The sequence below is a fragment of the Nocardia sp. NPDC059691 genome (assembly GCF_042733915.1).
Classification (GTDB): Bacteria; Actinomycetota; Actinomycetes; order Mycobacteriales; family Mycobacteriaceae; genus Nocardia; species Nocardia sichangensis.
Genome location: NZ_JBHWFB010000012.1, coordinates 67,381 through 92,976, shown reverse-complemented (window position 1 = coordinate 92,976; position 25,596 = coordinate 67,381). Strand labels below are relative to the sequence as shown.

Here is a 25,596-nt window from a genome sequence, read left to right as displayed (position 1 = left end):
AGGAGGACAAAGAAGTGGCGAAGGCGAAGTTCGAGCGGACGAAGCCGCACGTCAACATCGGCACCATCGGTCACGTCGACCACGGCAAGACCACGCTGACTGCAGCGATCACGAAGGTGCTGGCTGACAAGTACCCGGATCTGAACGAGAGCTTCGCGTTCGATCAGATCGACAAGGCGCCCGAGGAGAAGGCTCGTGGTATCACGATCAACATCTCCCACGTCGAGTACCAGACCGAGAAGCGCCACTACGCGCACGTCGACGCGCCGGGTCACGCCGACTACATCAAGAACATGATCACCGGTGCGGCGCAGATGGACGGTGCCATCCTCGTGGTCGCCGCCACCGACGGCCCGATGCCGCAGACCCGTGAGCACGTGCTGCTCGCCCGTCAGGTCGGCGTGCCCTACATCCTGGTCGCGCTGAACAAGGCCGACATGGTCGACGACGAGGAGATCCTCGAGCTCGTCGAGATGGAGGTCCGCGAGCTGCTGGCTTCGCAGGAGTTCGACGAGGACGCGCCGGTCGTGCGGGTCTCCGGTCTGAAGGCGCTCGAGGGCGACCCGAAGTGGGCGGAGTCGGTGCTGGAGCTGATGGCCGCGGTCGACGAGTCGATCCCGGACCCGGTTCGTGAGACCGACAAGCCGTTCCTGATGCCGATCGAGGACGTCTTCACCATCACCGGTCGTGGCACCGTGGTCACCGGTCGTGTCGAGCGTGGCGTGATCAACGTGAACGAGGAAGTCGAGATCGTCGGCATCCGCGAGAAGACCACCAAGACCACCGTCACCGGTGTCGAGATGTTCCGCAAGCTGCTGGACCAGGGCCAGGCGGGCGACAACGTCGGTCTGCTGGTTCGTGGTCTGAAGCGTGAGGACGTGGAGCGCGGCCAGGTCGTCGTGAAGCCGGGCACCACCACCCCGCACACCGAGTTCGAGGGCCAGGCGTACATCCTGTCGAAGGACGAGGGCGGCCGCCACACCCCGTTCTTCAACAACTACCGTCCGCAGTTCTACTTCCGTACGACTGACGTGACGGGCGTTGTGACCCTGCCCGAGGGCACCGAGATGGTCATGCCCGGTGACAACACCGAGATGTCCGTCAAGCTGATCCAGCCGGTCGCCATGGACGAGGGTCTGCGCTTCGCGATCCGCGAGGGTGGCCGCACCGTCGGCGCCGGTCGCGTCACGAAGATCATCAAGTGATTCGCTGAATCGCTGAGAACGGCGCCGCTCCGAAAGGGGCGGCGCCGTTCGCGTTTTCGGGGGCCTTCGGTGCGGAGCTGCGCCCGACGATACGAAGGTACCGATCAATAGGCGGCAAGTGAGCGCGATCCACGCGGCGCTCCACTGCCTGCGGTGGCGGCGGATCTTTCCACAACCGCGGCAATCGCAACGCTGTGCGGCGGCAATGATCCGCGCTCTTGCGGTCTATCGCGACAGCTTGTCGAGGACTGGAAGGGCGAGTGCGCTGAAGAGACACGGATTTTCTCGGAGCCAGTCCTCATTCATCTCCTTGGTGTACTTACGGCTGTAATAGCCGTAGTGATGCAGGATGTGAATGGGTTCGGTATCAGCTTGATAGCCATCGGGTAGAAAAATGCGCTCCCACTCCCGCCAGTGCAAGGGGAAGACTTTGCTCAAGGGCGTCATAGCCGGGGCCTCGGCCCGCACAACATCCGTCCAGCGATAGACGATGGACTGGTAGACGCCGAGGTCCTTCTCCGGCATCGCGAGCAAACTGTCGAGCATGTTCACCGAAATCGGATGCGCTCGTGGCAATCCGACCACACCGAGGTAAACGATCTTTTCGTCCTCGAACAACAACACATCCGGCAGGTCATCGAGATCGCGCACCGTCAAGGTGTCCGTGTCGAGCACTATGCCGCCGTATTCCGCTAGTGCCGCGAACCCGACGAGATCGGATCGATGGGCGACGAACTGCATCGACTCGTACAACTGGGCATGCCGGCCTGACATCAGCGAATCGAGCCGCAGCGGCCGGACCTCGACATTCGAGATATCGAGCAGTCGATCGAAAAATGGGTTGTTCACCGGACGCTCGTCGACAAGGACAACCACATCCCCCGAGGTATGCACGGCTGCCGACGCAACCGCGAGATAATTCCCGAAGTCGAATTCTTGACCGGACCAGTACAGGAACACCGTCACGTGGCGATCGTAGGGTTCGGTGCTTCTATCGGGTAGTCACGCTTATGAGTGACATGAAATGGGTTCCCGGACTCCCTTAACGTGGCGATGTGGCCGCTCCCGTTCCTCCGCCCGCTTTACGTCCCGGTGATGCTGTCGGTATAGCGACTCCGTCCAATAGCATTGTGACCCCCCGTCGTCTGGAGCGGGGAGTACGAGCACTTACCGCACTGGGCCTGCGCCCTGTGGTCGGTCCGTTGGCTCTGGCCCAGCAGCCGTCTGCGGCACGGCGCGCCGAGGAGCTCAACGGATATCTGCGCGATCCGCAGATCCGCGGCGTTTTTTGCACCATCGGCGGCTACACGACCAACGGTGTGCTCGACTCGCTCGACTATTCTGCGCTGCGCCGCGATCCCAAAGTCGTAGTGGGCTATAGCGACATCACGGCACTGCTCCTCGCGGTGCTCACGCGAAGCGAATTGATGACCTTCCACGGTCCCACCGTTCTGCCCGAACTCGGCGAGTACCCGGCACCGTTGCCCTACACCGCGTCCAGCTTGATGCGCGCTGTCACGTGCCCCGAGCCGTTGGGTTTGTTACCTCCCTCGCCGGTGTACACCGATCAGTTCCACGCCTGGGACGAAGCCGACGATCGACCGAGAGATCTGCGCGCCGTCGCGGGATGGCGCTGGTTGAACTCCGGCGATGCCACCGGTCGCCTGCTCGGCGGGAACCTGGAGACCCTCTGCGCGCTCACGGGAACCAAGTACCTCCCGTCGTTCGCCGGTGCGGTGTTGGTCTGCGAAACCGCGAGCTCTCAACCCGATCAGATCAGTCGCGATCTGAACCATCTGGCGATGGCCGGTGTGTTCGACGACCTCGCGGGTGTCCTGTTCGGTCGGGCCTTCCGGGTACCGCGCGAGTTCGATCAGCGGTTGGACGAAATCGTCCTGGAACTGTTCGCGCCGCTCGGCGTTCCGGTGGTGACGCGCATGCACATCGGCCACGGGGATCCGATGCTCACGTTGCCGCTCGGCGCACGTGTCCGGCTCGACTCCGTGCGGCGGACCATCGAGGTGATCGATGCGCCAGTTCGTTGACAAGCTTCTAGCAGCGCACGGCTTCGAACGAATCCTGGATGTGCCCGCAGTGCCGACTGGCAACCGGAGCGGCGTCCGGTTACCGATGCAGGTGAAGACCAACAGTGGCACATGGCAGCTCCGTGCCTTCGGCACCGATTTCAGCCTGATATCCCGGCCATGGCTGCGGGTCGGCATGTTCCGGTGTTATTCCATGGGATGGGGGTTCGTCGACGAGCGCAGCAACGCCGATCTGCTTCTGGCGGAAGCGTTTCTGGCCGAGCAAGAGCAGGCCGAACAGTTGGGGCGCCGACTCTGCTTCGAGCTGTCCCCGTTGCGAAGCCGATGGCAGGTGGATCGAAAATGGAATCTGCACCGGCTACGGTTGGCGGCCGCACGAGATGCGTGAGTACGAACGTCTTCTCGCCGAGGCCCAGATCATCACACCGACGACCTACACCGCCGGTCTCCCGGTCTGGCGTGAGCGCGGGCTCGTTGCCGCGCGGCTGCTGATCGATCGCTACACGCAAGAAGTGTCCGAGCATCTCGGCAAGCCGCTGTTGGTAGAGCACCCGTTCACTCTGCCCGCCGCGCCATACCGGGCGATCTTCGAGGAATACCAGAACATCTATCGCGCGGAGGTTCCCGATATCGGCCAGGCGGTGCTGCGCCCCGACAACATGCACGCCAACGTGGATCTGCTGCGACGCACCGCTGGGCCGGGACCGGTGATCGCGACGGGGGGTCTCCTTCGCAGCATGCGGCGCGGCGCGTCGCCGCTTTTCCGGGACCGGTACATGTGGCCGGCCGTACAGCTCAATCAACTTGTTCCGCCAAGTGACAGCCGCTCTGTCTTGGACGTTCATCAGTCGGTGCTCGAACGAACTTTTCGAGCTGCCGGGCTACCGGTGGTCAGTGTCCAAACCGACGCCTTGAGCAGCTATGGACGCACCTGCTACCTCACCGTCTCATGCCTGCCGGATGGGCGTCCGACAGTGTTGTCGACGTCCTACATCATGTCCGATCGTTACCGCTCGGCCCTCGGTGGCAGTGACGACGTGATCGACATCGGATTCACCGGCAAGGTAATCGCCCTGATCGCACTGCATCATTGGGACAGTCATGGGCTACAGCTCCCGACCTCCCTCGCGCCGACGCAGGTCGGCGTAATCACCGATGGGGAGATTCCTTCGATCGACGCGGCGTACCAACAGTCAGGGCTTCGCGTGTCGATCCTTCGCACCCGTCAGCGACAGCGCGCCGAACGCCGGCTCTTTCGCATAGGCGTCCCGGTGCTGGTCGGATTGCACCGTGATGGGGGAGTTCGGCTGACCAGTCGCGCCCCCCTGAAACGTGAGCAGTATCGGACGGCACCTGCACCGCACCTGTTGCGAGATGAGCTCGCCGCCTATGACGATCGCCTGTTGTCGCGTGCACAACGCCGTTTCGACCGTGGGCTCCGCGATACCGCCCTGCTGCGCGGGATGTGCCGATCATGTGCCACATCCGCACCGGTATTCGGCTGGACCATCCCGGACCGGTTGCGCGAATGCGGCGACTGCGGGCTTCCGGGCCGCGAAGCGCTGGTGGCACCAAGTGGCAGGTTCTACTGAGAAGGCAGGATGGAACAAATCGATCGCCGCGCCTGGAATCATGAATACGAGTCGGGCCGATGGGACTATCTCGGCGATACCCGTGAAAAGATCCGTTATCGCACCCTGGGTGAAGAGATCGAGAAACAAGGTGTCGCGCCTTCCGTGCTCGATCTCGGCTGCGGTTCTTGCCTGCTGTACCAAACCCTCGGCGGGGCAGGGTTCGCGGGCCGCTATCTGGGTGTCGACTGGGCGAGGTCCTCCCTGCCTACGGGTCCCTGGCCACCCGGGCACGGCGTAATCTGCGCTGATATCTGCGACCTACCGGTCGCTGGGCATTTCGACGTCATCGTGTGCAATGAAGTGCTCTATTACCTCCCATCTCCCGTGACGGTGGTGACTGAACTTCAGAATCGCTTGACGCCGGGTGGGATCATGCTGATCTCCCTGTTCCAGCCGAAATTCAGCCGGTTACCGGAGTGGAGTCGGCATATCGATCGACTGGGTGCGGCGCTCGCCGACGCGAATGGCTATATCGGGCGGCGGATCGTCACCGCCGCGGGCCGCACCTGGCACCTCTACAGCATGCGAAGGATCTCTCGATGAGCTTGACCGAGACCACCGAATACCTCCGTTCCGCCGATTGTCCTGAGGTCGGCACGATCGCGATCGACGGGCAAGTCATCGAATACCGTCGGCCGAGACCTCTCGCGACCGCTCTCGAGTTGATATTCGGTCAGCGCATCTACGATGTCGATACCGCGCCGCGGGTGATCATCGACGGCGGTAGCTGGCTCGGGGTCAGCATTCTCCGATTTCGTACCCTCTTTCCCGGCGCGCGGATCATCGGCTTCGAGCCGGACCCGGAGATCTTCGCGGTGCTGCAGCGGAATCTGCGGCAGAACGACGCGACCGACGGCGTGACTCTCGTACCGGCCGCCCTGGCCGGCGTCGCGGGCCCGCGGAATTTTGTCGCGACCGGCAGCGACAGCGGAAGTATGCACGCGAGAGTATCCGGGCAGCGAATGACGGTCGACTGTGTGCGCGCCTCGAGCTATGTCACCGAGCCGGGCACATTGTTGAAGTTGAACATCGAAGGCGCCGAGTGCGAAGTGCTGGAGGAACTCGGCGATCAGCTGAGTTTCGTCGACCAGGTGCTGGTCGAGTACCACGGTTTCGCCGAGTTGCCGCAGACTTTGCACCGGATCCTGTCCGTGCTCGACGGCGCCGGTCTGACTTACATCGTCAGCCACTTCAACGAGCGCAACCGGGCCTGCGTCCCGCCTTTGCGGATCATGCCCGGCTACCGCTACTTCCTGCTCATATACGCCCGGCGCATGACCGGACCAATACCCCAGGGGGAACCGCGATGACCAAGCTGTTCAGCGACCATCAGCCGATGTTCGTAGAGGTGGAGACCACTACCTATTGCAATCGCCGATGCAGTTATTGCCCTAACAGCATTTTCGATCGTGGCCTGCGCAAGAATGAAGTGCAGATGTCGGAGGACCTCTTCTACAAGGTGGTTCACGAACTCGGGCAACTACATTTCTGCAACCAGTTCAGCCCGCACAATTACGGTGAGCCACTGGCTGACAAGCGAATGCCTGACCTGCTCGCAATGGCCCGTCGTGAGATGCCTGCTGCCCGGATCGCCCTGTACACCAACGGAGACTTCCTCACGCCGAAGTTGTACGAGACCATCGAGCCGAACGTCGACGCGTTGGTCATTACACAGCATGGTGAACGCATGCCTTCGGGCGTCGCGGAGCTGTTCCAGATCCATGGCGGCGCACCGCCGAAAACCCGATACAAAACAGCTTCCCAGATCCAGGCGAATGCTTCGAACAGGGGAGGGCTCATCCCGATGCAGGCAACGCTCAGAAAGGCTTGCGGTGTAGTGATGAATGAATTGCATATCAATGCGCACGGCCAGCTTATCCTTTGCTGCGAGGACTATCTCGCACGCAAGGTGTTCGGGAACATCTCCGACATGTCCATCGCCGAAGCATGGTCGATGCCGGAACGCCTTGCGGTGCATCGGAACAACATCCAGGGAGACTTCGCGCTCCCGAGTTGCCGCAGCTGCGGGTTCGGGAGAACCTTTTGATGCCCGGCTCGTCGTCGTACGGAACGCAGTCGATAGATCTCGTTGTCCAAGCCGACGATCTGGGCGCCAGCCGATCGATAACCGACGGGATCCTGTCCTGCTTCGCCGCCGGAGTGGTCAGCCGGTCATCGATCATGGTGCCGGGCCCGGATGCGGATCGAGCTGTACGGCTCGCAGCCCGGGCCGGACTACCGCTCGGCGTGCATCTCACCTTGGCTTGTGAATGGGACTATTGGCGGTTCTACCCGCTGACCGAGGCCCGTAGTCTGCGTGCTGCCGATGGAGCGTTTCTTCCACACGTCGCGCAGTTGCACGGGCGCGCGGATCCTGCTGAGGTGCGGGTGGAGCTCGCGGCTCAGGTCGAGTGGCTGAGAAACAGCGGCGTAGAGCCGATCCAGATCGATTCGCACATAGCGGTTTTCGACGAAGAACTGCTTCGTGAATTCCGCTTGCCCTGCCGAGAGCTGGATCCGCCGGATTCGATTTGGCATCTTTCGCATCAGCCCGTGGAGGACAAGATCGCCAACTTGGTGACCCACGTCGAAGGCCTGACACCGGGGCGGCACATGATCATCGCCCATCCGGCCAACGATGGTCCGGAACTGAGAACGTTTTGCCCCAGTACCTCGCGCCGGTACCGGTGGGCTCGCGATATCCGTTTGTCAGATCTCGCTGCGCTGACCGATCCACGGTTCCGTGCCGTGTGCGCCGAAAACGGCGTCCGCATCGAAGGCACGCCGGACCCGGCCGAGCACGGTGACGCACAGTCTGCTCGGATTGCCCGGCAACAGCACAGCGCGTAGCGGAGGCCAGCCGAACGGATCGAGCGGGGCGGCGGCTGCCCGCAACAGGTCTTCCTTGTTGCCGACGATCGCGCAGGCTATCTCGCCATGGTGTTGGCGAATGGTGTGATACTCGGTGCCCACAGGAGCTATTCGTTCGTGCATCTCAGCGATGCGCGACACCATGGCGGTGAGTTCGGCGTCCACCGTCACGACGTCGATCTCGGTATCGATCTCGAACTGCACCGGTTGAGTGGTGCGAAGATCCGGGCGCTTCGACAGCACCCGACGCTCCTGCGAGATCGGGGCGCCATCCCAGGGCACTATCCCGCCGGGAGGCAGATCGACTCCTGTGAGCAGATATATGACGACACTATGGGTAACGATCGCGACGCGCGCCGAGGGAGAACAGCTTTCGATAGCCTGGCATGCGCGAAGCCGAACCGCCTCGGCGCTCTCGGCGGTCTCGGGGGGATCGCCGAGCAGCAGCGCATTCAAAGCAGCGTGAAAAGCCGTTCTGTCCCACGGCGCACCGTCGGTGCGGCACGACCACTCGTGTAGCTGTGGAGCCACGGTCATCGGCACGCCGAGCTGTTCTGCCAGCAGGTGTGCCGAATGCATGGCGCGGGTCAACGGGGAAGAAAGCACCTCCGTCACATCGTGGGCCGCTAGCCTGCGCGCGGTCCCACGCATGCGATGGACGCCCATCGCACTCAGCGGGGCGAGATCCAGCATCGCCCCGCGCCAGCCGCGGTCCGAGACCGCTTCCCAGTCCGTCCACCCGTGGCGAACCAGCCAGACCGGATTCATCGGCGCGTCAGCACCCAGGTCTCACGAAGCGTGCCGATACCGACAGGACGATCGCTGTAATCGTCGCAAACCTCGACGAGGTCGAAACCGTGGGCTGCGGCGGCCGACAACAAGGTGTCATGCGGAAACCACCGCTGCACATGGTGGATCTCGTGCCGGTGGTACGCGCCGTCACCCTCGATGAACAAGCTGATCAAGAACTGCACGCGCCGCTGGTCCGGGTCATAGCGATTGCGCCAGACGTAGGCGAACTGTCCGAGATCATCGCCGTAGTGACTGTTACCGAAGATTTCTGCCAGCTTGTGTTCAGTGTTCACGTCGAAGAGGAACCGCCCGCCAGGACGGACCGCGCCGGCGGCGAAGCTGAAAAGCGCGTCGAGACCGTCATCCGCCACGAAATAGTTCACGCTGTCGAAGCAGCAGATCAGCGCGTCGAAGGTAGTTGGCGGCGCGCCCGGTCGTGAGAGGTCCTGCTGCCACAGCAACGTCCCCGGTTCCAGACTGGACGCGGCCCGGCCGAGCATCGCGGCGGAGCCGTCGACACCCGCAACCGAGAATCCGCGCGACTGCAGCAGCCGCATCATCGTTCCGGTGCCACAGCACGCGTCCAGTACCTGGGCGGAGGGCGGGATCCGGCGCTGGATGTAATCACACCAGGACTCGTAGTCATTGCTCGCAGTCCACCGGTCGTAGACTTCGGCCAGCTCTTCGTATTCGGGAACGGTCAACGGCGCACCTTCACCATGAGGTTGACGCCCCGTTCCGCCCACTCCGGACGTTCCGCCGCCGCGAGCTCGACCTCGAGCAAGGCGTTGAGATAATCATCGTCTTCGAGTCGTTTCGAGATCGCGCTGAGTTCACCGTACGGGTACCCGAAGTCCTCGCTGCCGGGCAAAGCCATGCAGGTGACGCCGAAGACTCCTTCGACGGTGAAACCCGCGCCGATGGCGAGGTCTCGAAGCTGTTGCGCGGAGTAGACCCGGAGGGGCGGTACGTTCGGCGCCCACTTGACGATTCCGGTACGCAGCAGCTCGCGAATTTCCTCCGCGTCGGCGCCGTCGCGGTTGATCTTCGAACTCACGGCGTTCGACAACGAGTGACTCATGAGTAGGCCGCGTCCCCCCGGCTTGAGTACCCGGTAGAAGGTGTCGAATGCGGCGGCCGGGTCATCGAGGAAGCTCAGGACACCGTAGGTGCTGATCAACGCGTCGTAGCCGGCATCAGGCAGCTCTGGCGCACCGTGCAGATCACATTCGGTCAACCGAACCGAGGAGACACCGGCTTCGGTGATGTTCCGCTTCGCTTCTTCCAGCATCGCCCGCGACTTGTCGGCCACGGTGACTTCGACATCGAACTGTTCGGCGAGCCAGAGTGCCCATCGGCCGGTGCCACCTCCGGCGTCGAGAACGTGATGGCCGGACTCCACCGAGAGGTGACGACGCACCAATTCCTTGATGAGTTCGTCGGCCAGCTTCCAGTAGCTGGCCTCGTAGAATCCTTCGACGTTCCCGGCATAGGGCTCGAAGAAGGAATCGAATTCGGTCTCGGACATGAGAGTCATCGAAATCAGTTTCCTTTCAGAAGTAACGACGGCGGTGCGACCAGCGTCGACAAATAGTCGCGATAGGAAATGTCCTGCGGCATCGGCACGGCGTGCACGCCATCCGGCACTTCGACCCACGCTCGGGTCGACCAATCGGCACAGAGTTCGTCCCAGTCCGGTGTGCGTGGCCATCCATGCGGTCGCAGGAATTCCGCGCGGATCGGCTCGGAGACACGCTGATAGCGAATGTCGGCCGACAACCGGACGCGGTCGCTGGCATTCGGCCCACCGGCGTGGACAGTGAAGCTGTGAAACACCACGATGTCCCCGATACGGAAACCCGCTGTTCGCCAACGCTCATCATCGAAGGGGACATTCAGGTACAGCGGGCGAGCACCGGGTAGCGATTCGTCGACAGGGATGAAACCGTCTCGGTGCGAACCGGGTATCAGCCGCAGTCCCTGATGCCGTTCGTCGCAGTCCGTGAACGGCAACCACACGGTGAGCACATCGCTCGCGACATGCTGCACGACGAAGTCCTGGTGTGCTCGCGTCGCGAAACTACTCTCGGCGCCTGCGGAAGCGATGATGCGGACGACCTTCGCCGGATGGCAGAAGACATCCGCTCCCAGCAGGCCGCCTGCCAGTGAGCGCAGCGCGTCGTGGTGGGCCAGACGATGGAACGCCTCGAGCCGCTGCACCCGCGGATAGACTGTCGCGAACGAGTCCGCGGTGAACCCATCGAACTCGGTAGCCGCCAGTGTGGACTCGAGCAACCCGCTTACTTCGGCGACCGCTTCGCGTGCGAGCAAACCCGGAAGATACAGATAGCCTTCACGGATCAATCGTCGACGTAACTCCGCCATACCCTCGGAGACCCGAGAGGGCTCAAGGCAAGACATCGACGCCATGATCCCTGACGAAAATTTGGAAGTCGCGAATGTCGTCCTGGCGAACCAGCCACATCAGGAAGCGCTCGACACCCATCCCGAATCCTGCGGTCCGCATCGGAGCACGCTCCTTCATTGCGACGTACCACGCGTACTGTCGCGGCGACACTCCGTGAAGCTCCAAGGCGGACAGGACCTCCGCGCCGGTTCGATGCCGTTCACCCGCACCGATCACCTCTCCGGGCCCGAAGAGTAGATCGGCGCACAGCGCACGGCCGGACTGCTGGTCGGTTGCCTGATAGAAGGGCACGGATCGCGAATCCCAGTGGGTTATCCACAGGAACTCACCCCGTTGCCGCATGAGCTCTCGCTCCCCGGCCAGTCGAAGCGTCCGCCAACCCGATTCCGGATCGGTGGCCACATACCGGTCGTCGTGATCGAGCAACTCGGCCGCTTCGTCGAACGTCAATCGCTCGAATACGGACTTCCGCCGCAGCAGCTCGTCCAGATGGCCGAGATTCCCATCATTGAATTTCTCGAGCAGATCGCGGTGCTGCGCCAGCAGGTCCCGCACCAGATGCCGAAGGTACTCTTCGACCACTGTGATCACATCGTCGAGGCCACCCGGAATTTCGGCTTCACTGTGGAAGAACTGGCCGAGGTGGGTGGCATCGGATTTTTCGCCTCGGAAAGAGGGCATGATGTAGTAGGAGCCGTTCGGCGACAGGCGGCACAAATATTCGAGACCGAACTGCATCGAGTCGGCCAGGTACGTGTCCACGCCGAACATCGAGACCGAGACCGGGCTGGAGTCGCTGCCGAGCCCCATAGGGGAACTGATAGAGCCTGTGGTTATGGGTAGGTGACCGTTCGATACACCGCGGCCCGACCAGAACTGCGCCGTGGAAACCGTCAGGCAGCTTTGCAGAGCGACCAGTCCCGCGTACCACTCGCTGTCCATTGCTTTGAGATAGTGACTGTCCGGCTCCATCCATGTTTGTGGTGGAACCATATACGAGGCATTTGCCATGGTGTCCGATGCTAGGTGGCGTGCCTCCGGGCCTGAAGTCGCTGTTTCATGGGACAGGATTCGATCATCTCCATGTAGCACTTTCGGGTGACGTGACAGGTCGACCGGCATGGCTTGGAATGAAGCAATGGAAGCGGGAGCCCACGTGGATGTGACCACTACGGCGGTCGGGCGGGACACACTCTTTCGAACGTACGAATCATTCTTCACCAACGTACAATTCTCCGGAAATTTCCGGGTGGTCGTCACCATCGACCATGCTTATGGCATATCCGCCGCCGAGCGGAAGCGTTCGATCGATTACCTGACGGAGCTCCCACAGCGATTCCCTCGGATACGTGAGGTGGTCGTCGAACAGTTCAGCCGCCCGGTTGGCCTTGCGAAGGCATTGTCGGTGTTGATCTCGCACGCCACCGCGCCGATCGGTATCCATCTCGAGGATGATTGGGAAATCTTGGACCGCATCGATGTGGATGGACTGATCGAGCAGCTGGATCGCCACGATTCGACGGCCATCGTCTTCGGAAACGAGCACGTCGCTCGGGGTGGGACGTTCGAGCGGCCCGACGAGCAGGCCGATCTGGGTGAGCTGGTACGCCTGGTAGGCGCCAGCTGGGCGCGTTATCACCTTCCGCTGTGCCCACACCTGCACCGGACTCGAAGGTGGGCGCCCACGGTGGCGAAGGCGCTTGCCGAAACGGATGAACTGCGCTGCCCGGATGATCGCATCCGGGAGCACATCATCGAGCGGGGCGGTTGGGCCCGCCACAATATCCTCTGGACGAAGAAGATCTTGGCTCGAGACATCGGACGGGATTGGCTGTCCGCACGAGCTGGACACAAATCTATCGTTCCCGAGCACGACCACCACCAGCTGGCGAAATTACCGCTCACCTTGCCGGAAGAATTGCCGCGGGCCCGATCGGCGGCTCTCGCGCGGCAAAGCGCGTCGATCATGCCGGAGGTCTCCACCCGGTTGCGCGCCGCCGCCGACGATGACGGCGAATTCAGCTATCCCATACTGCTCGAACGTGGCGATGGGGCGCTGGTCTGGGATGTCGATGGCAGCAGCTACTTGGATTTCGTCTGTGGGCGAGGGTCGGTGACGCTCGGGCACAACCACCCCGCGGTGACCAACGTGATTCGTGATCGCGTCGCTCGCGGGACAGCGTTGTCGCTGCCGACGCCTTCTGACCTCGGGGTAGCGGAACTCGTACTGCGCTCGATGGGATCGACCGGCGCCGTCCGGTTCTTCGACGCTCGCGCCGGGGCGCTGCGATCGGCGCTCGAACTGGCACAGTGGAGCACGGGGCGGTCGCACGCAGTGATCGCCGGGCCACGCTGGAGCGCAACGACTTCCGACGCGTACCGATATGTTCCACTCGATTCCGCCGGCTCCGAGTTGCGACTGATCGAAGCGATCCGCGCCGATCCGCCGGCCGCACTGCTGCTCACCGCGTCCCTGCGACATCCGATTTCGAGCGAGCTGGCGGAGCACGTCCAGGCGGCGTGCGCGGATGTCGACGCTCTGTTCGTCCTGGACGAGACGTTCACCGGATTTCGAGTCGCTCCTGGCGGCCTGCGCGGCTCGCTCGGCATCCGGCCCGATCTTTGCGTCTTCTCCTACGGTCTTGCCTCGGGCCTGACTCCGGCCGCCCTCGCCGGTTCCCTGGAACTGATGCGAAGACTCGAGGATCTTCCTCTGATGCGAACCGAACCCGGCGTCAGCCTGCTCACCCTGGAGATAGCGAAGGCGACGCTCAGGGAGTATGCGCGGGCTGACTATTACCAACGGTTGACGACGCTCGGCAACGCCCTGATCGAAGGAATCAATACCGCCGCAGTGACAGCCGGCCTCCCTGCTTTGCTATCCGGCTATTCTGCGGCCCCGCGCCTCACGTTGCCCGGGCCGTGGGCAGAGCGTTTCCTCACCGCGACCGCCCGACGTGGACTTCTGTTGCGTCGAGGCATCAACTTTTTGACCGCGGCGCACTCGGAGACCCAGATCGATTTCGCAGTGGACGTGGTGGCCGAGACCATTTCAGCGTTCGCGCCGGAGCTACGTGCATCTGCCTGGTGATCTCGCCGATCGGCGATGTCGCACCGCGTGGCGCCATGCTGTCCGCCGCAACCGGCGGTGGAGAAATTTCGAGAGATGGAGAGGAGGTAGGGGAATGACTGCACAGGAACCCAAGTTCGTGACGGTCGACATCCGCGCGCTGTCGGATGATCAGCTCGATGACATCGTCGGCGGCACCGGCTTGTCCGCGGCCGGACCGATGAAGTCGCCGATCCCGGTCTGAGCGATCGAGCTCTGACCGGTAAGCGTCCGACTGTGGGCACCTGGTTCGCTGGTGCCCACAGTCGGTCACAATTGCGAAGATACGAAGACGTGGGGTACCGATGCTGGGTAACTCGAACGAACCGGAAACCACGCTGGAGCGTTTGTTCGAAGAAATTCTTCGTGTGTCCGGTGTGCGCGAAAGGGATAATTTCTTCGATCTGGGTGGCACGTCTATCGAAATGGTCGAGTTGCTCGACCGTATCCGTGATGAGTTCGGCATCGACCTGATGTTGGTCGATCTGCTCCAGGATCCCTCGCCACGGGGCATAGCAGCCCGATTCGTGCGGTACTGATGCCGTGCGTTCTGTACCGCATGTAGGTGAGGAACTGATGCAAGGTACCAGAGGGGCTTCCAGCGGCAGGTGGGTCCCTGCGACTTTCGCCCAGCACGATGCGTTCACGGCGGCGAACGGCGCGGGGGCATACCGCAATTTGGGAACCTGCTACCTGCTCGCAGGGTCATTGTCGGTCGACCGCTTGGCCGTAGCCTTGCGCGGATTCGTCGATGCGCACGATGCACTGCAGGTCTGTGAGTTCCGGGTCGATGACGGTGTGCTGACGCAGGTTATAGCGCCTCTCGCCCCGGAGGAGCAAGTGGTCGAGCTGGTTTCGGTACAGGCCCAGAATGCCCGCCAGTTCGAAGCCTTCGCCAGCCGCCTCTACACCGCAGACTTGACCACGATTGATGATCGGGCCGGGGCCCGGCGCTTCAGATTCAGACTCCTGCGGTATTCCGATGACTACTTCGCGTTGCTCGTCACCTTCCAGCACCTTATATTCGACGGCAAGTCCTTGGATATCTTCGCCGCCGAGATCTGGCATCGTTACGCGGTTCCGGCACCCGCCGACCTGCCCGGTTCCTCGTTCTCGGCTGCCGCGACGCGGCAGCAAATCCGCTGCTCCGACGACATCCTGGAACGCAACTCCCGTTGGTGGTCGCGAGCGCTCGAACCCGGCCGCATATCGGGCTGCTTCACGGATACCGCCGACCCGGACAAATTCGGCGATCCGAGTGCCTATGAGACAGCCACGATCGAATTGGGGCACAGCCGGCTGCTGCGCTGCCGACGACAGGCGGCGGACCGCAATATCACCATGCCTCAAGCTGTTTTCGGTGCCCTCGCGCAAGCAATCTTCGATTCCACCACGGCAGACGCACTGAACATCTGGACTGCGGTAGATCTGCGACGCGCCACCGAACGGGAGACCGTGGGAATGTTCAGCAGTATGGTCCCGATCCGGATCGAGCGGGGTGGGCTGTACGACTGCATCCGGCAGACGCAGTTCGGCATTGTCGATGCCATGCGGCACGCCGAAGTCCGCACCGCCGACAAGATAGCCGCATTGACCGCCGGGCGGGCCGATCAGCGGCCACGAGGTATCGATGTCTACTGCAACTATCAGCGCATCAGCTCTGCACCCGCGGACCGTTTCGAAGACTCGAGCCTTCGAGTGGTACGGGATGGGCTGGACGGACCACCCGGGTTCCATCGAACAGCTGCCGCCGTGCACCTCTTCGCGGCTGAATCCGACGACATGCTCTCGCTGCATTTGAGCTTCCATCTGCCCCGAATCGCCGTCAGCTGCGCGGCAGCTGTCGCCGGTCGCATGCGGAACGTAGTTGCCGACTGTCCTACAACCTAGCGCCGTTTTGGAAAGGCACCTGATGCTGAGACCATACGTCTGGAACCCGTGGGAGACCGCGACCGCCGTGCCGGACCGGCCCGCGGTCATCGTCGGCAGCGACGTATGCACCTTCGGTGAGTTGACCTCCCGCGCCGACGCACTCGGTCGCGGACTGGCGGCCGCAGGGATCACTGGTCCCGCGGTGCTCGCGACCGATCTTCCGACGGGCCCGAGGCTGTTCGCGACAGTGCTCGCGGCGCTGCGCTACGGTTACGGTCTGCTGCTGCTGGACCGGGGATACATTGATGTCGCCACGGCAGACGAGTTGAGGGCGAGCACCGGAGCTTCGGTGCTCATCACCGACTCGTCCGGTAGCTCGAGGCGGTCATCCACCATTGTCGACGACGATCTGGTAGCCGTGCGAACGGCCTCCGCGGCATTCGACTTTGCTCGAATTCCGGCGGGAAGGCTGATCTTCACTTCTTCCGGCACCACTGGAGCGCCTACGGCGCTCGCTGGGACCCTGCCGAGACTGCCATTTCGCGGCGTCGCGGTCGAACAAAAGTACGGCGCTGGACTGTCCTGGGGCCCGCACCTCATGACCAATCCCGCGTTCCACCTCGGGACATTGGGTCCAGCCCTGTACGCATTGCAGGCGGGCAGTACTGTCGTGGTGCAACAGCACTGGAGCGCTGAGCTTTTCGCCGCGCTTGTCGATCTGCATGCCGTTGACACCACCATGCTCAGCCCGGACCGGTTGGTCGATCTCATCGAACGGAGGGTCGCTCCGAAACGGGCGCTGTCGGTTGTATTCCACGGTGGTGACATCTGCACGATCGGCGTGAAGCGAGCCGCGATGTCTCTTCTCGGTCCTGTTCTCCACGAGTACTACGGCACCTCGCGCGGCACACTGACCGAGATCACAACTGCGGAGTGGCTGGCGAACCCCGGCTCCGTCGGCAAACCATTGCCCGGAGTGAACATTCGGATCATGCGCCGCGGCTCTGAAGTACCGGCCGGGCAGATGGGCGAGATCTGGGTTCGCCCGCGAGCCTTTCGCGATGTGGCCGGAGTGGAGGAATACCTGCGAACCGGGGACGCGGGCTACCTCGACGAGAAGGGCTACCTCTTCGTGCTGGGACGTGTGTCGGACACGGCGGATCTCCAGCATGCTGTTCTGGAACATCGCATAAGGGCGTTGCCCCTTGTGACTGATGTAGCACTGCTGCCGTCGGATCCTCCGGTCTGCTATGTAGAGACCGGTCAGATGGAGCAGAGGCCGGAATTGACGCGCGCGATCAGGGCCGTGGCTCGTAGGGCTGGATTGGCGGAGCCGCGTGTGGTCGTGGCGGAGGCCGGTAGCCTGATCAGGACCATGAGCGGCAAACTCCGCCGATCCGCACTTTCACACGCCGGCCCCGATGTCGACGAGGCTGGCGAATTCCCCTCCTTGCCGGGATAATTCAGCGGGTGATCCGGCTTGCACCACTTGGCCGCCGCGCAGCACGAGTACCTGGTCGGCCTGCTCCAACACGGTAAGACGGTGCGCGATCACCACAACCGTGACTCCCGACTCGCGTAGTCGGGTGAGGATGCTTCTCTCCAACTCCGGATCCAACGCACTGGTCGCCTCGTCCAAAATCAACAGGCCCGGGTCGCGGGCGACCGCGCGGGCCAAAACGATCCGTTGCCGCTGGCCGCCCGACAAACCATGTCCCGCAGGACCGACCAACGTCTCATAGCCCATTGGCATGCCGCATATCTCGGTGTGCACGCCCGCGATATCGGCCGCGCGGAAGATGTCGCTATCCGGCAAGTCGTGGGCGCCGAAGGCGATATTGTCGCGAATCGACCCGTTGAACAGATGCGCGGCCTGGTTGACGTAGCCGATTCGGCTGCGATACGACGGTCGGTCCAGCGTAGACAAATCGGTGCCGTTTACGGTGATTGTGCCCCGGGTCGGTATCGATAATCCGGCCAGAATCGACCCTAGCGTCGACTTTCCCGAGCCCGATCGACCGAGCACGACCACGAACTCGCCGGCGCGGATCGAAAGGTCGATGCTGCTCAGTGCGTCTCGCGAGGCGGCGCTATAACGGTATGACAAGCCGGTCGCGGCGAGGCTGTGCGGACTGGTGCCGGCATCGAACCGCCTACCCATCGGCTCCGACGGCGCTCGCCAGATTTCCTCGAGCCGCGCCAGCGTCGGCCGGGCAGCGGCCAACTGCGCTGCGGCGTCGAAGACAGCTTGTAGCGGCACGAACAGTGCTACCGTCAAGGTTACGAAGCCGAGCGCGGCGCCGAGCGACAGTTGGCCTTGCGCCACCCGGAACATCCCGATGAGCAAGACAATCAGCGGCGCGGCGAACTGAACGGTGCGACTCGACGCGCTCATCGCCGACAGGTCGCGCCGGGCGCTCGAACGCGTGTTGATCTCCTTGACCAGCAGATGTGACCAGCGCTCTGCCGCGCTTCCCTCCACTCCTGCGGCCTTCAGCGTCGTCACGCTTTCGAGTAGGTCGGTCAGGGCGTCCTGGGTCATCGTCTGCCGTTCGAGTACTTCCGAACTCGCGACGACCTGGTGTCGCCACGTCAGAGTGAGCAGAAGGATTTGCAACGACACCAGCCCGACCGCGACGAGCGCGAGTCCCGTATTCGACACGAGAACCGCTACCGTGTAGGCGACCACGAGAAAGCAGTCGAAGACGGCCGCGACCGCGGTGACACCCAAAGCCTGGTTGAGCAAGCCGGCGGAGCGGACTCGCAATGCGAGATCGCCGGAATTGTGGGTCGTGAAGTATTCGTACGGCAGCGTAACGAGGTGCTCCACGAGACCCCACGTCATGTGCTTCTCCAGCGCCGCCTGAACTCTGATGACGGCCGCGCTGCGAATCAGTTGCATACCCAGGTACAGACCGCCGAGCCCTACTCCGACGCCGAGCACCGCCCACAGGGAACCGGTCGCCGACCCCGGTAGCGCCGCTCCGATCAGATAGCTGGTCGCCATCGGAAGCACGAATTGAAATGCCATCAAGGTCAGGGAGAACGCGGCGAGCTTGCCGAGGTCGGCGCCGCGCGGAACGAAGCGGGCCAACGTACGCCATGGCCGGGATTCGCTGGAAGCGAGCACAGCCGCCGTTTCCGCGGTCGGCGGTACCGTCGATGCCTCGAATTCGAGGGCTACGCCGGTGAATGCCTCACTCACCGACGCTATGTCCAGACGCCGGCGCCCCGCCGCGGGATCGACGATATCGATGTGATTCTTGTCAGCCGCTTCCAGGACCACGAAATGATTGAAGTTCCAGAACAGGATGGAGCCCGGTGCCAGCTGTCCGAGGCCATCCAAATCGGTGCGGACGCCGCGGGCGCCGAGTCCGAATCGGCGCGCCGTGTCCAGCAGCGCACGTGCCGAGGTGCCGCTTCGCCCCGCCGCCAGTTCCGCCCGCAGCGTCTCGAAATCGACGGCCAGGCCGTGATAGCCCAGGGTCATGGCCAGGCAGGCCGCGCCGCAGTCGGCCACCTGCGTCTGCAGGCACACCGGCACTTTCCGCCGGCCGCGGCCACCCTGCGCAAGCCGGCCGAGCCACTGCGTCGAGTCGTTCCACATCTTCCGCACGGTGATCGGCTTCGTCGTTGCGAGAACCGGTCCCGCGTGATCGGCTCTGCGGTTCTGCGCCATCGCCTCGGGGCGAAATCTGGGATTATCGGACAAGGCACTCGATCGCTTTCGTCGCGCCGCTCATCCGGCGACTCCCTGCCTTGCGTCGGTCGCGAAACGAACCATCATCGCGACGCGTGTCAACTGTGCCTTGTTGCCGACATCCAGTTTCAGGCGAATCCGCTTCACGTAGGTGTTGACGGTGTGCTGGCTGATGCCCAGTATCCGGGCGATCTGCTGATGCGTGAGACCATCAGCGATGTAGTTCAGTACCTGCTCCTCGCGCTCGGAGAGCCTGGGTTTGTCGAGGCTGGTGACGTCGCGGCGATGCGGTTCGCGCGCAGTGTGTCCCGCGACCCGCCGGACTGTCTCGATCACCAGCTCCGCCGAGGACGATCGGTCGAGTGCGGCGGCCGTATCGGGAAAACGGGGATGATTCGATAGATGGTCGCACACTCGATCACCGACGAGTAGCACGACCGGCGCCAGAAGTGACATCATCGATATGTTTCGTGACAATTCCGGGTCGGGCGATGCGCCGATACACCCCACCACAAAAACGTCGGGACGTGCGACTTGTCCGTTTTCCTCGCCGGCGCGCACGGTGACCTTTATTTCGCCGTCGGCGGTAAGTGCTTGCACCAAACCTTGTACGTAAATCGGCATTCGGTCGACCACATCGACTCGTATCATCGGATCCCACCCCTTACTTGTTCTTTCCGCCGTTCCGTCGAACGGTTCATATCCTCGGCGCGTGACCTACCAGCGAGGTGTATCGCCCGAGTTTCGGTGACAGGTAACTCGCTCAGCGCTCCACCGATCCGGTAGCCGGCCGGATCGGGGCCGATGCGCGGACAGCGCAGTCCGCCGACGTTACTTGCGGGTCACTCGTCCGACGCGTCCAGCTACCTGATGAGCTGGAATCGTGACACTCATGCGTGCTTCCCCCGTCCCGGTCCACCCACTCCCATTGGACGGACGCGAAGTCGATTGTGCTTCAGCAGGACTCACCTACTGGCGACACCGTACCGTCAAGTCTCGACCGGTACAAGCCCGCTGTCGGCGCTCGGGCAGGATGGTGTCGCGCGTACCGGTTCTCGCCACCTGGCGGTCGCAGCACCTGTCCGGGCACTCGTTGGTCCGGTACTACGGTTGCTTCCCGACAAGCGAATGCCGGTCGTATACGGTCGAATCCACCGCCTCGGTCAGAGCTCATGCCCTGCTCGCAGCCAACGAAGGTAGTCCATGACGGCGCGCTCGGTATCGTAGGCGGGTGTATAGCCGACATCCCGGCGTAATCGCGAGATGTCGACCGGCAAGTCGCGCTGCGGACCATACGGATCACGGCCAGGACGCAGCGCGATACTGATGTCCGGCACCAGGAGTCGCAACACGTCGGCGATGTCGCCATTGGTCGTCACCTGTCCCGAGGCGATGTTGTACAAATTCTCGGGCAGAGTGGAAGCCAGCTGCAGCAGCATGATCGCCCGGGCGCAGTCCTTCACGTAACACAGATCGAGACCGTTGTTCGCGTAACAGTCCGTCGGCGCCGCGCGTACGGGCGTACGGGCGACGGCGTGGACCAGCCGCGGAGCCGCCGTCAACGATGAACTCGCACGGCCCCGCGGGCCCCACACCGTTGCGATTCGATAGTTGACCACACCGAGACCTGTTGTCTGCTCGACGTATTCGGAGACGATTTCGGAGATTCGTTTGAAGGCCGGGACCGCATGCTGATATGTGACGGGAAGCGCTGCGTGCTCGTCGGTCCGGCCCGTGCCGCCGCTCGCATAAACTCCTGCACTACTCGCGATCCCGATCCGCGCCACGCTCCGATCCGAACCGACGCGCAGGACATTCAGCAAGCCCTCGATCGCCTTGGATGCCGCGTCGATCGGCGCCCCGTCCGGCGGCCACGGAACTGATCGGGCCAGGTGCAGTATCCCGGTCACACGGTGCCGTCGTGCCGCATCGGCCAGTCCTCGCCGGTCCAAAACGTCAGCGATGCTGACGAAGATGCGCTTTCCCAGGTGATCGGCCAACTCGGCGGGTACCTCGCCGGGATGACGTTGCACGAGGACACACGCGACATCGGCTTCGGCGAATGCCAGCGCCGTGTGCGCCCCGATGAAGCCGAGCCCGCCCGTGATCAATACGGTCACGGCGCCGCCACTGACGCTTCGGTCAATTCTCCGACTATCGAGTAGTACTGCAATACAGAGAATTCCGGTTCGCGAGTGACCTTCCCGATGGCGAAGACATGGCCGGAACCCCGCAACTGCTCCAGGACGATGTCGATCGCCATCCTCGCGACGGCTGCTCCGGGACAGTAGTGCGGACCGGCGCCGAAGGCCAGGTTCGCCCGTTTCGGACGATCGCGGACTTCGAGCGGTTCCGGGACCGCGGAAGGGTCGACGTTCGCAGTCGCGAGAAGGAGCATCACCCGACCGTCCGCACCCAGTTCGTGATCGCCTATCGTCATCGGACACCGCGTGAATCGCGAAACATAGCGAAAAGGCGTGGCGAGCCGGATGGCCTCTTCCCTGATCACCGGGATGGGCAGGCTCCGCAGGTGATCGGCATCGATGATCTCGACCAGCGCGCCCATTACACCGATCAGAGGCTGATACGAGCCGGTCACCACCTGAGCCAACGCCGCCGTGGCCGCTTGCGGACCCGAGTCGATATCTCGCCAGATGTCCGCGACCGCGGAGATGAATCGTGATCCGCCGACACCGATGGCATGCTCCAGCCAATCCCGCATTTCCTTCGACGCGGCCAAGGCTTGTTCCGCGCGTTCGACGTCGATGCCGGTGCTCGCGATGCTCCGCATGATTCGTTCACCGAGTTCGGTGACTCTTCGCGCTTCGTCGATCGATACACCTATCGACCGCGCCAGGACGAGATGCGCGTACGGCACCGAAACGTCTGCTATCCAATCGAACCGCGTGCCGACCCGTCCCGCCAAGAGCGCCGACAGATCACGTCTCAGCGCGGCCCGTACCTCATCTGCCGCCGCACCGGCCAAGCCGGTGATCAGATGAGCGCGAATCCGCCGATTGTACGGTCCGTCGGAGAACGCGGGCCACAGACCGAGGAATTCACACAACCGGGTGTACACCGGACGCACCTCGATCGGTAAGCGCGCGACCAACTCCGATATATCGCGGGTACTCCACAATCGCCGGTCCCGGAGCAATTCCCGGACATCTTCGGCCCGGAACACTTGGACGGCATCGGATGCCTCATGTCGGCCGAACCGCGTCGTTTCCGCGATTCCGCACAGGCGGGCAGCGAAATCCGGTTCGCTCGAATCGCCGATATACATGAAAATCTCCCCCTCTCAGCGTATTACTCAAATGATCCAGCGGCGCCGCGTGGCCAGCCAGTTCAGCGCCACCCGCGCCTCATCGCGCTGGAAGGCGCGCAACCTTTCCATCCCGGGTGCTGGTTGCCCAGCGGCCCGGGCGAAACGTCCTGCCAGCGCGGCGAGGACGCTGTCCACTGCCGCCGGATCAGCGGTGATTCCTGCCGGAGTGCTCGCGAATACGGTTTCGGGCTCCGGCATGCCTTCGACGGCGCCACACAGCGCGAAGATCAGTGTGTCCACCCACCCCTGCCCTCGGGCGGCCCAAGCCCAGTCGACGAAGAAGACGCCGTCTGCGGCCAGAATTATGTTGTCGGAGCGAAGATCCGAGTGGAGCAACGCCGAGCCCGCCACGGCATCCGGGAACTGCGCCTCCAGTTCGGTCAGCGTATCCAGATGCCGGAACCAACACGGATCCAGCCAATCCGGCGGATCGGCCATCGACCGCCAGCCCGGCCAGTTGCTCAGCGGTCCTCCCCATGCCGGGAGATCGGAAACCGGGCTGGGCGTGCATGACTCGGAAAGGATTGCGATCGCATCCAGGACCGTGCTGGTGTCCGAAGTCGTCCAGGGGACCGGGACGGTCCGTCCCGGTTGGTCGGTGAACAACAGTGCGATCCAGCCTCCGGCTTGGATGGTGGTGAGCAGTCTCGGTACCGGCAGGAATTCGGGCAATGCCGCGGCTACTTCCGCTTCCCGCAATACCAGTCGTACACTTTCGGGATTTCCGGCGGTCGGGATCGCTTTGACGAAAGCTCTTGTGCCGCTGTCGAGCAGAAGCCGGGCAGCGATTCCCTGGGAGAAGCCGCCATTCTGACCGGCCACGCGGATCACCGACCCGCCGAGGAACTGCTCTACCTGCGCGCGCATCTCAGCCGCACCCTCATACCATGATGCGCGATTTTTGTCCCCCCCTGCCATGTCAGCCCACCGGTTCCAATCGAGGGAAGAGCGCGTCCGGCTTTTCCAGTCTTTGTCCCGCCAAGTCGTCGAGCCATGTCGCTGCCTGTGGGGACGTTCGATCCGGACCCTCGAAGCAGCGCAGTATGGCGGCGCCGGGGTCCGGCAGATACGGCAGGATGAGTCCGCCCAATTGTCTGACCGCTGCCGCCAGATAGAACAATGTCAGGTCCAGTTCGGCGTCGTCACCCGTTTTCGCCAGGTTCCAGGGCGCCTTCTCGTCCACGTACGCGTTGGCCTGCCGGACGAGTTTCCAGATCGCGGCGAGGCTTTCCCGGTAGTCGTAGCGCTCGGCAGCGGCGAGGCTGGCAGCGGCGCTGGCCACTACCTCGTCGGCCAGAGCCTGCTCAGCTGACCCGGCCTGTCCCGGAGCGGGAACAACTCCGTCGCGATAGCGACCGATCATGCTGGTTACTCGGCTGACCAGATTGCCGAGACCGTTCGACAGGTCTGTGTTGTGCCGGGCGATGAGGCGTTCTTCGCTGAAGTCCCCGTCGCCGAACGGTGTCAGCTCGGCCAATAGATAGTAGCGAACCGCATCGATTCCGTATCTGTTCACCAAGTCGATGGGGTCGACGACATTTCCGAGCGATTTGCTTAATTTCTGCCCATTTGCCGTGACATATCCGTGGACCACGAGATCGGTCGGCAGTGGAAGTCCGGCCGACAGCAGCATCGCGGGCCAATATACCGCATGAAAGCGGATGACTCCCTTGCCCAGGAAGTGTATCCGTCTCGCCGCTTTGTTCCAATAGGTTTCGAATTCTTCCGCGTCGCGACTCCAGCCCAACGCGTTTATATAGTTGGTCAGCGCATCGATCCATACATAGATGACCTGACTGCTGTCGCCCGGTACTTCGATGCCCCAGCCGTGTGCCCGTTCCATCGAGCGCGAGACGCTGATATCCGCCAGTCCGCTGCGAATAAATCCAGTTATCTCGTTCTGTCGCGTCTGTGGAAAAATCTTTATGCGTCCCGATTCGATCGCATCCAGCAACTGATCCGCATAGCGGGACAGGCGAAAGAAATAGTTGCTTTCCCGGACGAGTTCGGGAACGGTTAAATGCTCGGGGCACTTGCCGTCGACCAGTTCAGCGCGATCGTAGTACTGCTCGCAGCCGACGCAGTAGAGTCCCTCGTAGTCCTTGGTGTACAGGTCGCCGTTGGCTGCGATCCTGCGCCATATCTCTTGCGCACCGGCGTGGTGGTCCGCTCTGGCGCTGGTCCGGATGAAATCCCGGACCTCGATGTCGAAGCTCTTGATGAGCTCTTCGAAATAAATGACGTTTCGGTCGACCAACTCCCGGGTCGACATCCCCTCCCTTTCGGCCGCCAGTACGTTCTTGAGGCTGTTTTCGTCGGCCCCCGTCAAGAAAAAGACGTCATCACCGTGCTGCGCCATGCTCCGAACATATGCATCGGCTTGAACATACTCCAACGCATGTCCCAGATGCGGTCGGGCATTGACGTACGGAATGGTCGTCGAGGCGAATACCGTATCTCCCACGGGCGTAACGATACATCCTGGCCGAACGCACGTGTAGCTACGCGCTCGGCGATCCGCGGAGGTTGCCACACTGTCGGCGGCGTCCGCGTTTCCTGGGCCGAAGATTCGACGGCTACCCGGATACGTTTCTCGTGATCGGCGGCGGACG

General features: G+C 62.9%; 24 protein-coding genes and 1 pseudogene. 13 read left to right on the top strand and 12 right to left on the bottom strand.

Features of this window, described 5'->3' with window-relative positions:
* Nucleotides 1-14 precede the first annotated feature (14 nt).
* On the top strand, nucleotides 15-1,205 hold the full coding sequence (gene tuf / locus ACFV2O_RS25360; RefSeq protein WP_067809956.1) for an elongation factor Tu: 1,191 nt from the start codon (nucleotides 15-17) through the stop codon (nucleotides 1,203-1,205).
* Between the two features lie 225 nt (nucleotides 1,206-1,430).
* Here tuf and ACFV2O_RS25355 read toward each other — a convergent pair whose 3' ends face one another.
* Nucleotides 1,431-2,171, bottom strand: coding sequence for a glycosyltransferase (locus ACFV2O_RS25355; protein WP_379253956.1), 741 nt, complete (start codon nucleotides 2,169-2,171; stop codon nucleotides 1,431-1,433).
* A gap of 89 nt (nucleotides 2,172-2,260) precedes the next feature.
* Here ACFV2O_RS25355 and ACFV2O_RS25350 point away from each other — a divergent pair, with 89 nt between their 5' ends.
* The 7 genes and pseudogenes from ACFV2O_RS25350 to ACFV2O_RS25320 all read left to right on the top strand — a co-directional run.
* On the top strand, nucleotides 2,261-3,250 hold the full coding sequence (locus ACFV2O_RS25350) for an LD-carboxypeptidase (protein WP_379253955.1): 990 nt from the start codon (nucleotides 2,261-2,263) through the stop codon (nucleotides 3,248-3,250).
* Complete coding sequence (locus ACFV2O_RS25345) at nucleotides 3,234-3,638, top strand: hypothetical protein (RefSeq protein WP_379253954.1); 405 nt, start codon at nucleotides 3,234-3,236, stop codon at nucleotides 3,636-3,638. Before ACFV2O_RS25350 ends, ACFV2O_RS25345 begins: the two co-directional genes overlap by 17 nt.
* Nucleotides 3,631-4,842, top strand: a complete 1,212-nt coding sequence (locus tag ACFV2O_RS25340; protein ID WP_379253953.1) for a hypothetical protein — start codon at nucleotides 3,631-3,633, stop codon at nucleotides 4,840-4,842. Before ACFV2O_RS25345 ends, ACFV2O_RS25340 begins: the two co-directional genes overlap by 8 nt.
* Before the next feature lie 9 nt (nucleotides 4,843-4,851).
* A complete protein-coding gene (locus ACFV2O_RS25335) occupies nucleotides 4,852-5,427 on the top strand; it encodes a class I SAM-dependent methyltransferase (protein WP_379253952.1) in 576 nt (191 codons plus the stop codon).
* Nucleotides 5,424-6,194 (top strand): FkbM family methyltransferase, encoded by a 771-nt coding sequence (locus ACFV2O_RS25330; RefSeq protein WP_379253951.1) that lies wholly within the window; start codon nucleotides 5,424-5,426, stop codon nucleotides 6,192-6,194. The genes ACFV2O_RS25335 and ACFV2O_RS25330 overlap by 4 nt, the downstream gene beginning before the upstream one ends.
* Complete coding sequence (locus tag ACFV2O_RS25325; RefSeq protein ID WP_379253950.1) at nucleotides 6,191-6,931, top strand: radical SAM/SPASM domain-containing protein; 741 nt, start codon at nucleotides 6,191-6,193, stop codon at nucleotides 6,929-6,931. The genes ACFV2O_RS25330 and ACFV2O_RS25325 overlap by 4 nt, the downstream gene beginning before the upstream one ends.
* Nucleotides 6,832-7,290 (top strand): annotated as a pseudogene (locus ACFV2O_RS25320) (ChbG/HpnK family deacetylase); the annotation flags it as partial. The gene ACFV2O_RS25325 and the pseudogene ACFV2O_RS25320, both read left to right, overlap by 100 nt.
* A 303-nt stretch (nucleotides 7,291-7,593) precedes the next feature.
* On the opposite strand, the gene ACFV2O_RS25315 reads toward ACFV2O_RS25320, so the two are convergent.
* The 5 genes from ACFV2O_RS25315 to ACFV2O_RS25295 are packed head-to-tail and all read right to left on the bottom strand — an operon-like array spanning nucleotide 7,594 to nucleotide 11,986.
* Nucleotides 7,594-8,523 carry a histidine phosphatase family protein gene (locus tag ACFV2O_RS25315; protein ID WP_379253949.1) on the bottom strand — a complete coding sequence of 310 codons (930 nt, stop codon included), beginning with the start codon at nucleotides 8,521-8,523 and terminating at the stop codon, nucleotides 7,594-7,596.
* Nucleotides 8,520-9,251, bottom strand: coding sequence for a class I SAM-dependent DNA methyltransferase (locus tag ACFV2O_RS25310; RefSeq protein ID WP_379253948.1), 732 nt, complete (start codon nucleotides 9,249-9,251; stop codon nucleotides 8,520-8,522). The genes ACFV2O_RS25315 and ACFV2O_RS25310 overlap by 4 nt, the downstream gene beginning before the upstream one ends.
* Complete coding sequence (locus ACFV2O_RS25305; RefSeq protein ID WP_379253947.1) at nucleotides 9,248-10,075, bottom strand: class I SAM-dependent methyltransferase; 828 nt, start codon at nucleotides 10,073-10,075, stop codon at nucleotides 9,248-9,250. Before ACFV2O_RS25305 ends, ACFV2O_RS25310 begins: the two co-directional genes overlap by 4 nt.
* A 14-nt stretch (nucleotides 10,076-10,089) precedes the next feature.
* Nucleotides 10,090-10,932 (bottom strand): phytanoyl-CoA dioxygenase family protein, encoded by an 843-nt coding sequence (locus tag ACFV2O_RS25300; RefSeq protein ID WP_379253946.1) that lies wholly within the window; start codon nucleotides 10,930-10,932, stop codon nucleotides 10,090-10,092.
* 22 nt (nucleotides 10,933-10,954) lie between these two features.
* Nucleotides 10,955-11,986, bottom strand: a complete 1,032-nt coding sequence (locus ACFV2O_RS25295) for an asparagine synthetase A (protein ID WP_379253945.1) — start codon at nucleotides 11,984-11,986, stop codon at nucleotides 10,955-10,957.
* A 145-nt stretch (nucleotides 11,987-12,131) separates the two neighbouring features.
* Here ACFV2O_RS25295 and ACFV2O_RS25290 point away from each other — a divergent pair, with 145 nt between their 5' ends.
* The 5 genes from ACFV2O_RS25290 to ACFV2O_RS25270 all read left to right on the top strand — a co-directional run bounded on the left by ACFV2O_RS25290 (nucleotide 12,132) and on the right by ACFV2O_RS25270 (nucleotide 17,418).
* On the top strand, nucleotides 12,132-14,066 hold the full coding sequence (locus ACFV2O_RS25290) for an aminotransferase class III-fold pyridoxal phosphate-dependent enzyme (RefSeq protein ID WP_379253944.1): 1,935 nt from the start codon (nucleotides 12,132-12,134) through the stop codon (nucleotides 14,064-14,066).
* A 94-nt stretch (nucleotides 14,067-14,160) separates the two neighbouring features.
* Nucleotides 14,161-14,289, top strand: coding sequence for a hypothetical protein (locus tag ACFV2O_RS25285; RefSeq protein WP_379253943.1), 129 nt, complete (start codon nucleotides 14,161-14,163; stop codon nucleotides 14,287-14,289).
* 100 nt (nucleotides 14,290-14,389) lie between these two features.
* A complete protein-coding gene (locus tag ACFV2O_RS25280) occupies nucleotides 14,390-14,623 on the top strand; it encodes a phosphopantetheine-binding protein (RefSeq protein ID WP_379253942.1) in 234 nt (77 codons plus the stop codon).
* Nucleotides 14,624-14,660: 37 nt separating this feature from the next.
* A complete protein-coding gene (locus ACFV2O_RS25275; protein WP_379253941.1) occupies nucleotides 14,661-15,974 on the top strand; it encodes a condensation domain-containing protein in 1,314 nt (437 codons plus the stop codon).
* Between the two features lie 22 nt (nucleotides 15,975-15,996).
* Nucleotides 15,997-17,418: a class I adenylate-forming enzyme family protein gene (locus ACFV2O_RS25270; RefSeq protein ID WP_379253940.1), complete on the top strand. Its 1,422-nt coding sequence runs from the start codon at nucleotides 15,997-15,999 to the stop codon at nucleotides 17,416-17,418.
* Here ACFV2O_RS25270 and ACFV2O_RS25265 read toward each other — a convergent pair.
* From ACFV2O_RS25265 to metG, 6 genes are all read right to left on the bottom strand, one after another.
* A complete protein-coding gene (locus tag ACFV2O_RS25265) occupies nucleotides 17,362-19,635 on the bottom strand; it encodes a peptidase domain-containing ABC transporter (protein ID WP_379253939.1) in 2,274 nt (757 codons plus the stop codon). The two genes, ACFV2O_RS25270 and ACFV2O_RS25265, sit on opposite strands and share 57 nt — an antisense overlap.
* Nucleotides 19,636-19,695: 60 nt before the next feature.
* Nucleotides 19,696-20,280: a LuxR family transcriptional regulator gene (locus tag ACFV2O_RS25260; protein ID WP_379253938.1), complete on the bottom strand. Its 585-nt coding sequence runs from the start codon at nucleotides 20,278-20,280 to the stop codon at nucleotides 19,696-19,698.
* A 539-nt stretch (nucleotides 20,281-20,819) separates the two neighbouring features.
* Nucleotides 20,820-21,776, bottom strand: coding sequence for an NAD-dependent epimerase/dehydratase family protein (locus ACFV2O_RS25255; protein WP_379253937.1), 957 nt, complete (start codon nucleotides 21,774-21,776; stop codon nucleotides 20,820-20,822).
* Complete coding sequence (locus ACFV2O_RS25250; protein ID WP_379253936.1) at nucleotides 21,773-22,942, bottom strand: cytochrome P450; 1,170 nt, start codon at nucleotides 22,940-22,942, stop codon at nucleotides 21,773-21,775. Before ACFV2O_RS25250 ends, ACFV2O_RS25255 begins: the two co-directional genes overlap by 4 nt.
* A gap of 27 nt (nucleotides 22,943-22,969) precedes the next feature.
* Nucleotides 22,970-23,851: a phosphotransferase gene (locus ACFV2O_RS25245; RefSeq protein ID WP_379253935.1), complete on the bottom strand. Its 882-nt coding sequence runs from the start codon at nucleotides 23,849-23,851 to the stop codon at nucleotides 22,970-22,972.
* A gap of 52 nt (nucleotides 23,852-23,903) precedes the next feature.
* The gene (gene metG, locus ACFV2O_RS25240) at nucleotides 23,904-25,448 is read right to left on the bottom strand and encodes a methionine--tRNA ligase (RefSeq protein WP_379253934.1); all 1,545 of its coding nucleotides are present in this window, start codon (nucleotides 25,446-25,448) and stop codon (nucleotides 23,904-23,906) included.
* Between the last annotated feature and the right edge of the window lie 148 nt (nucleotides 25,449-25,596).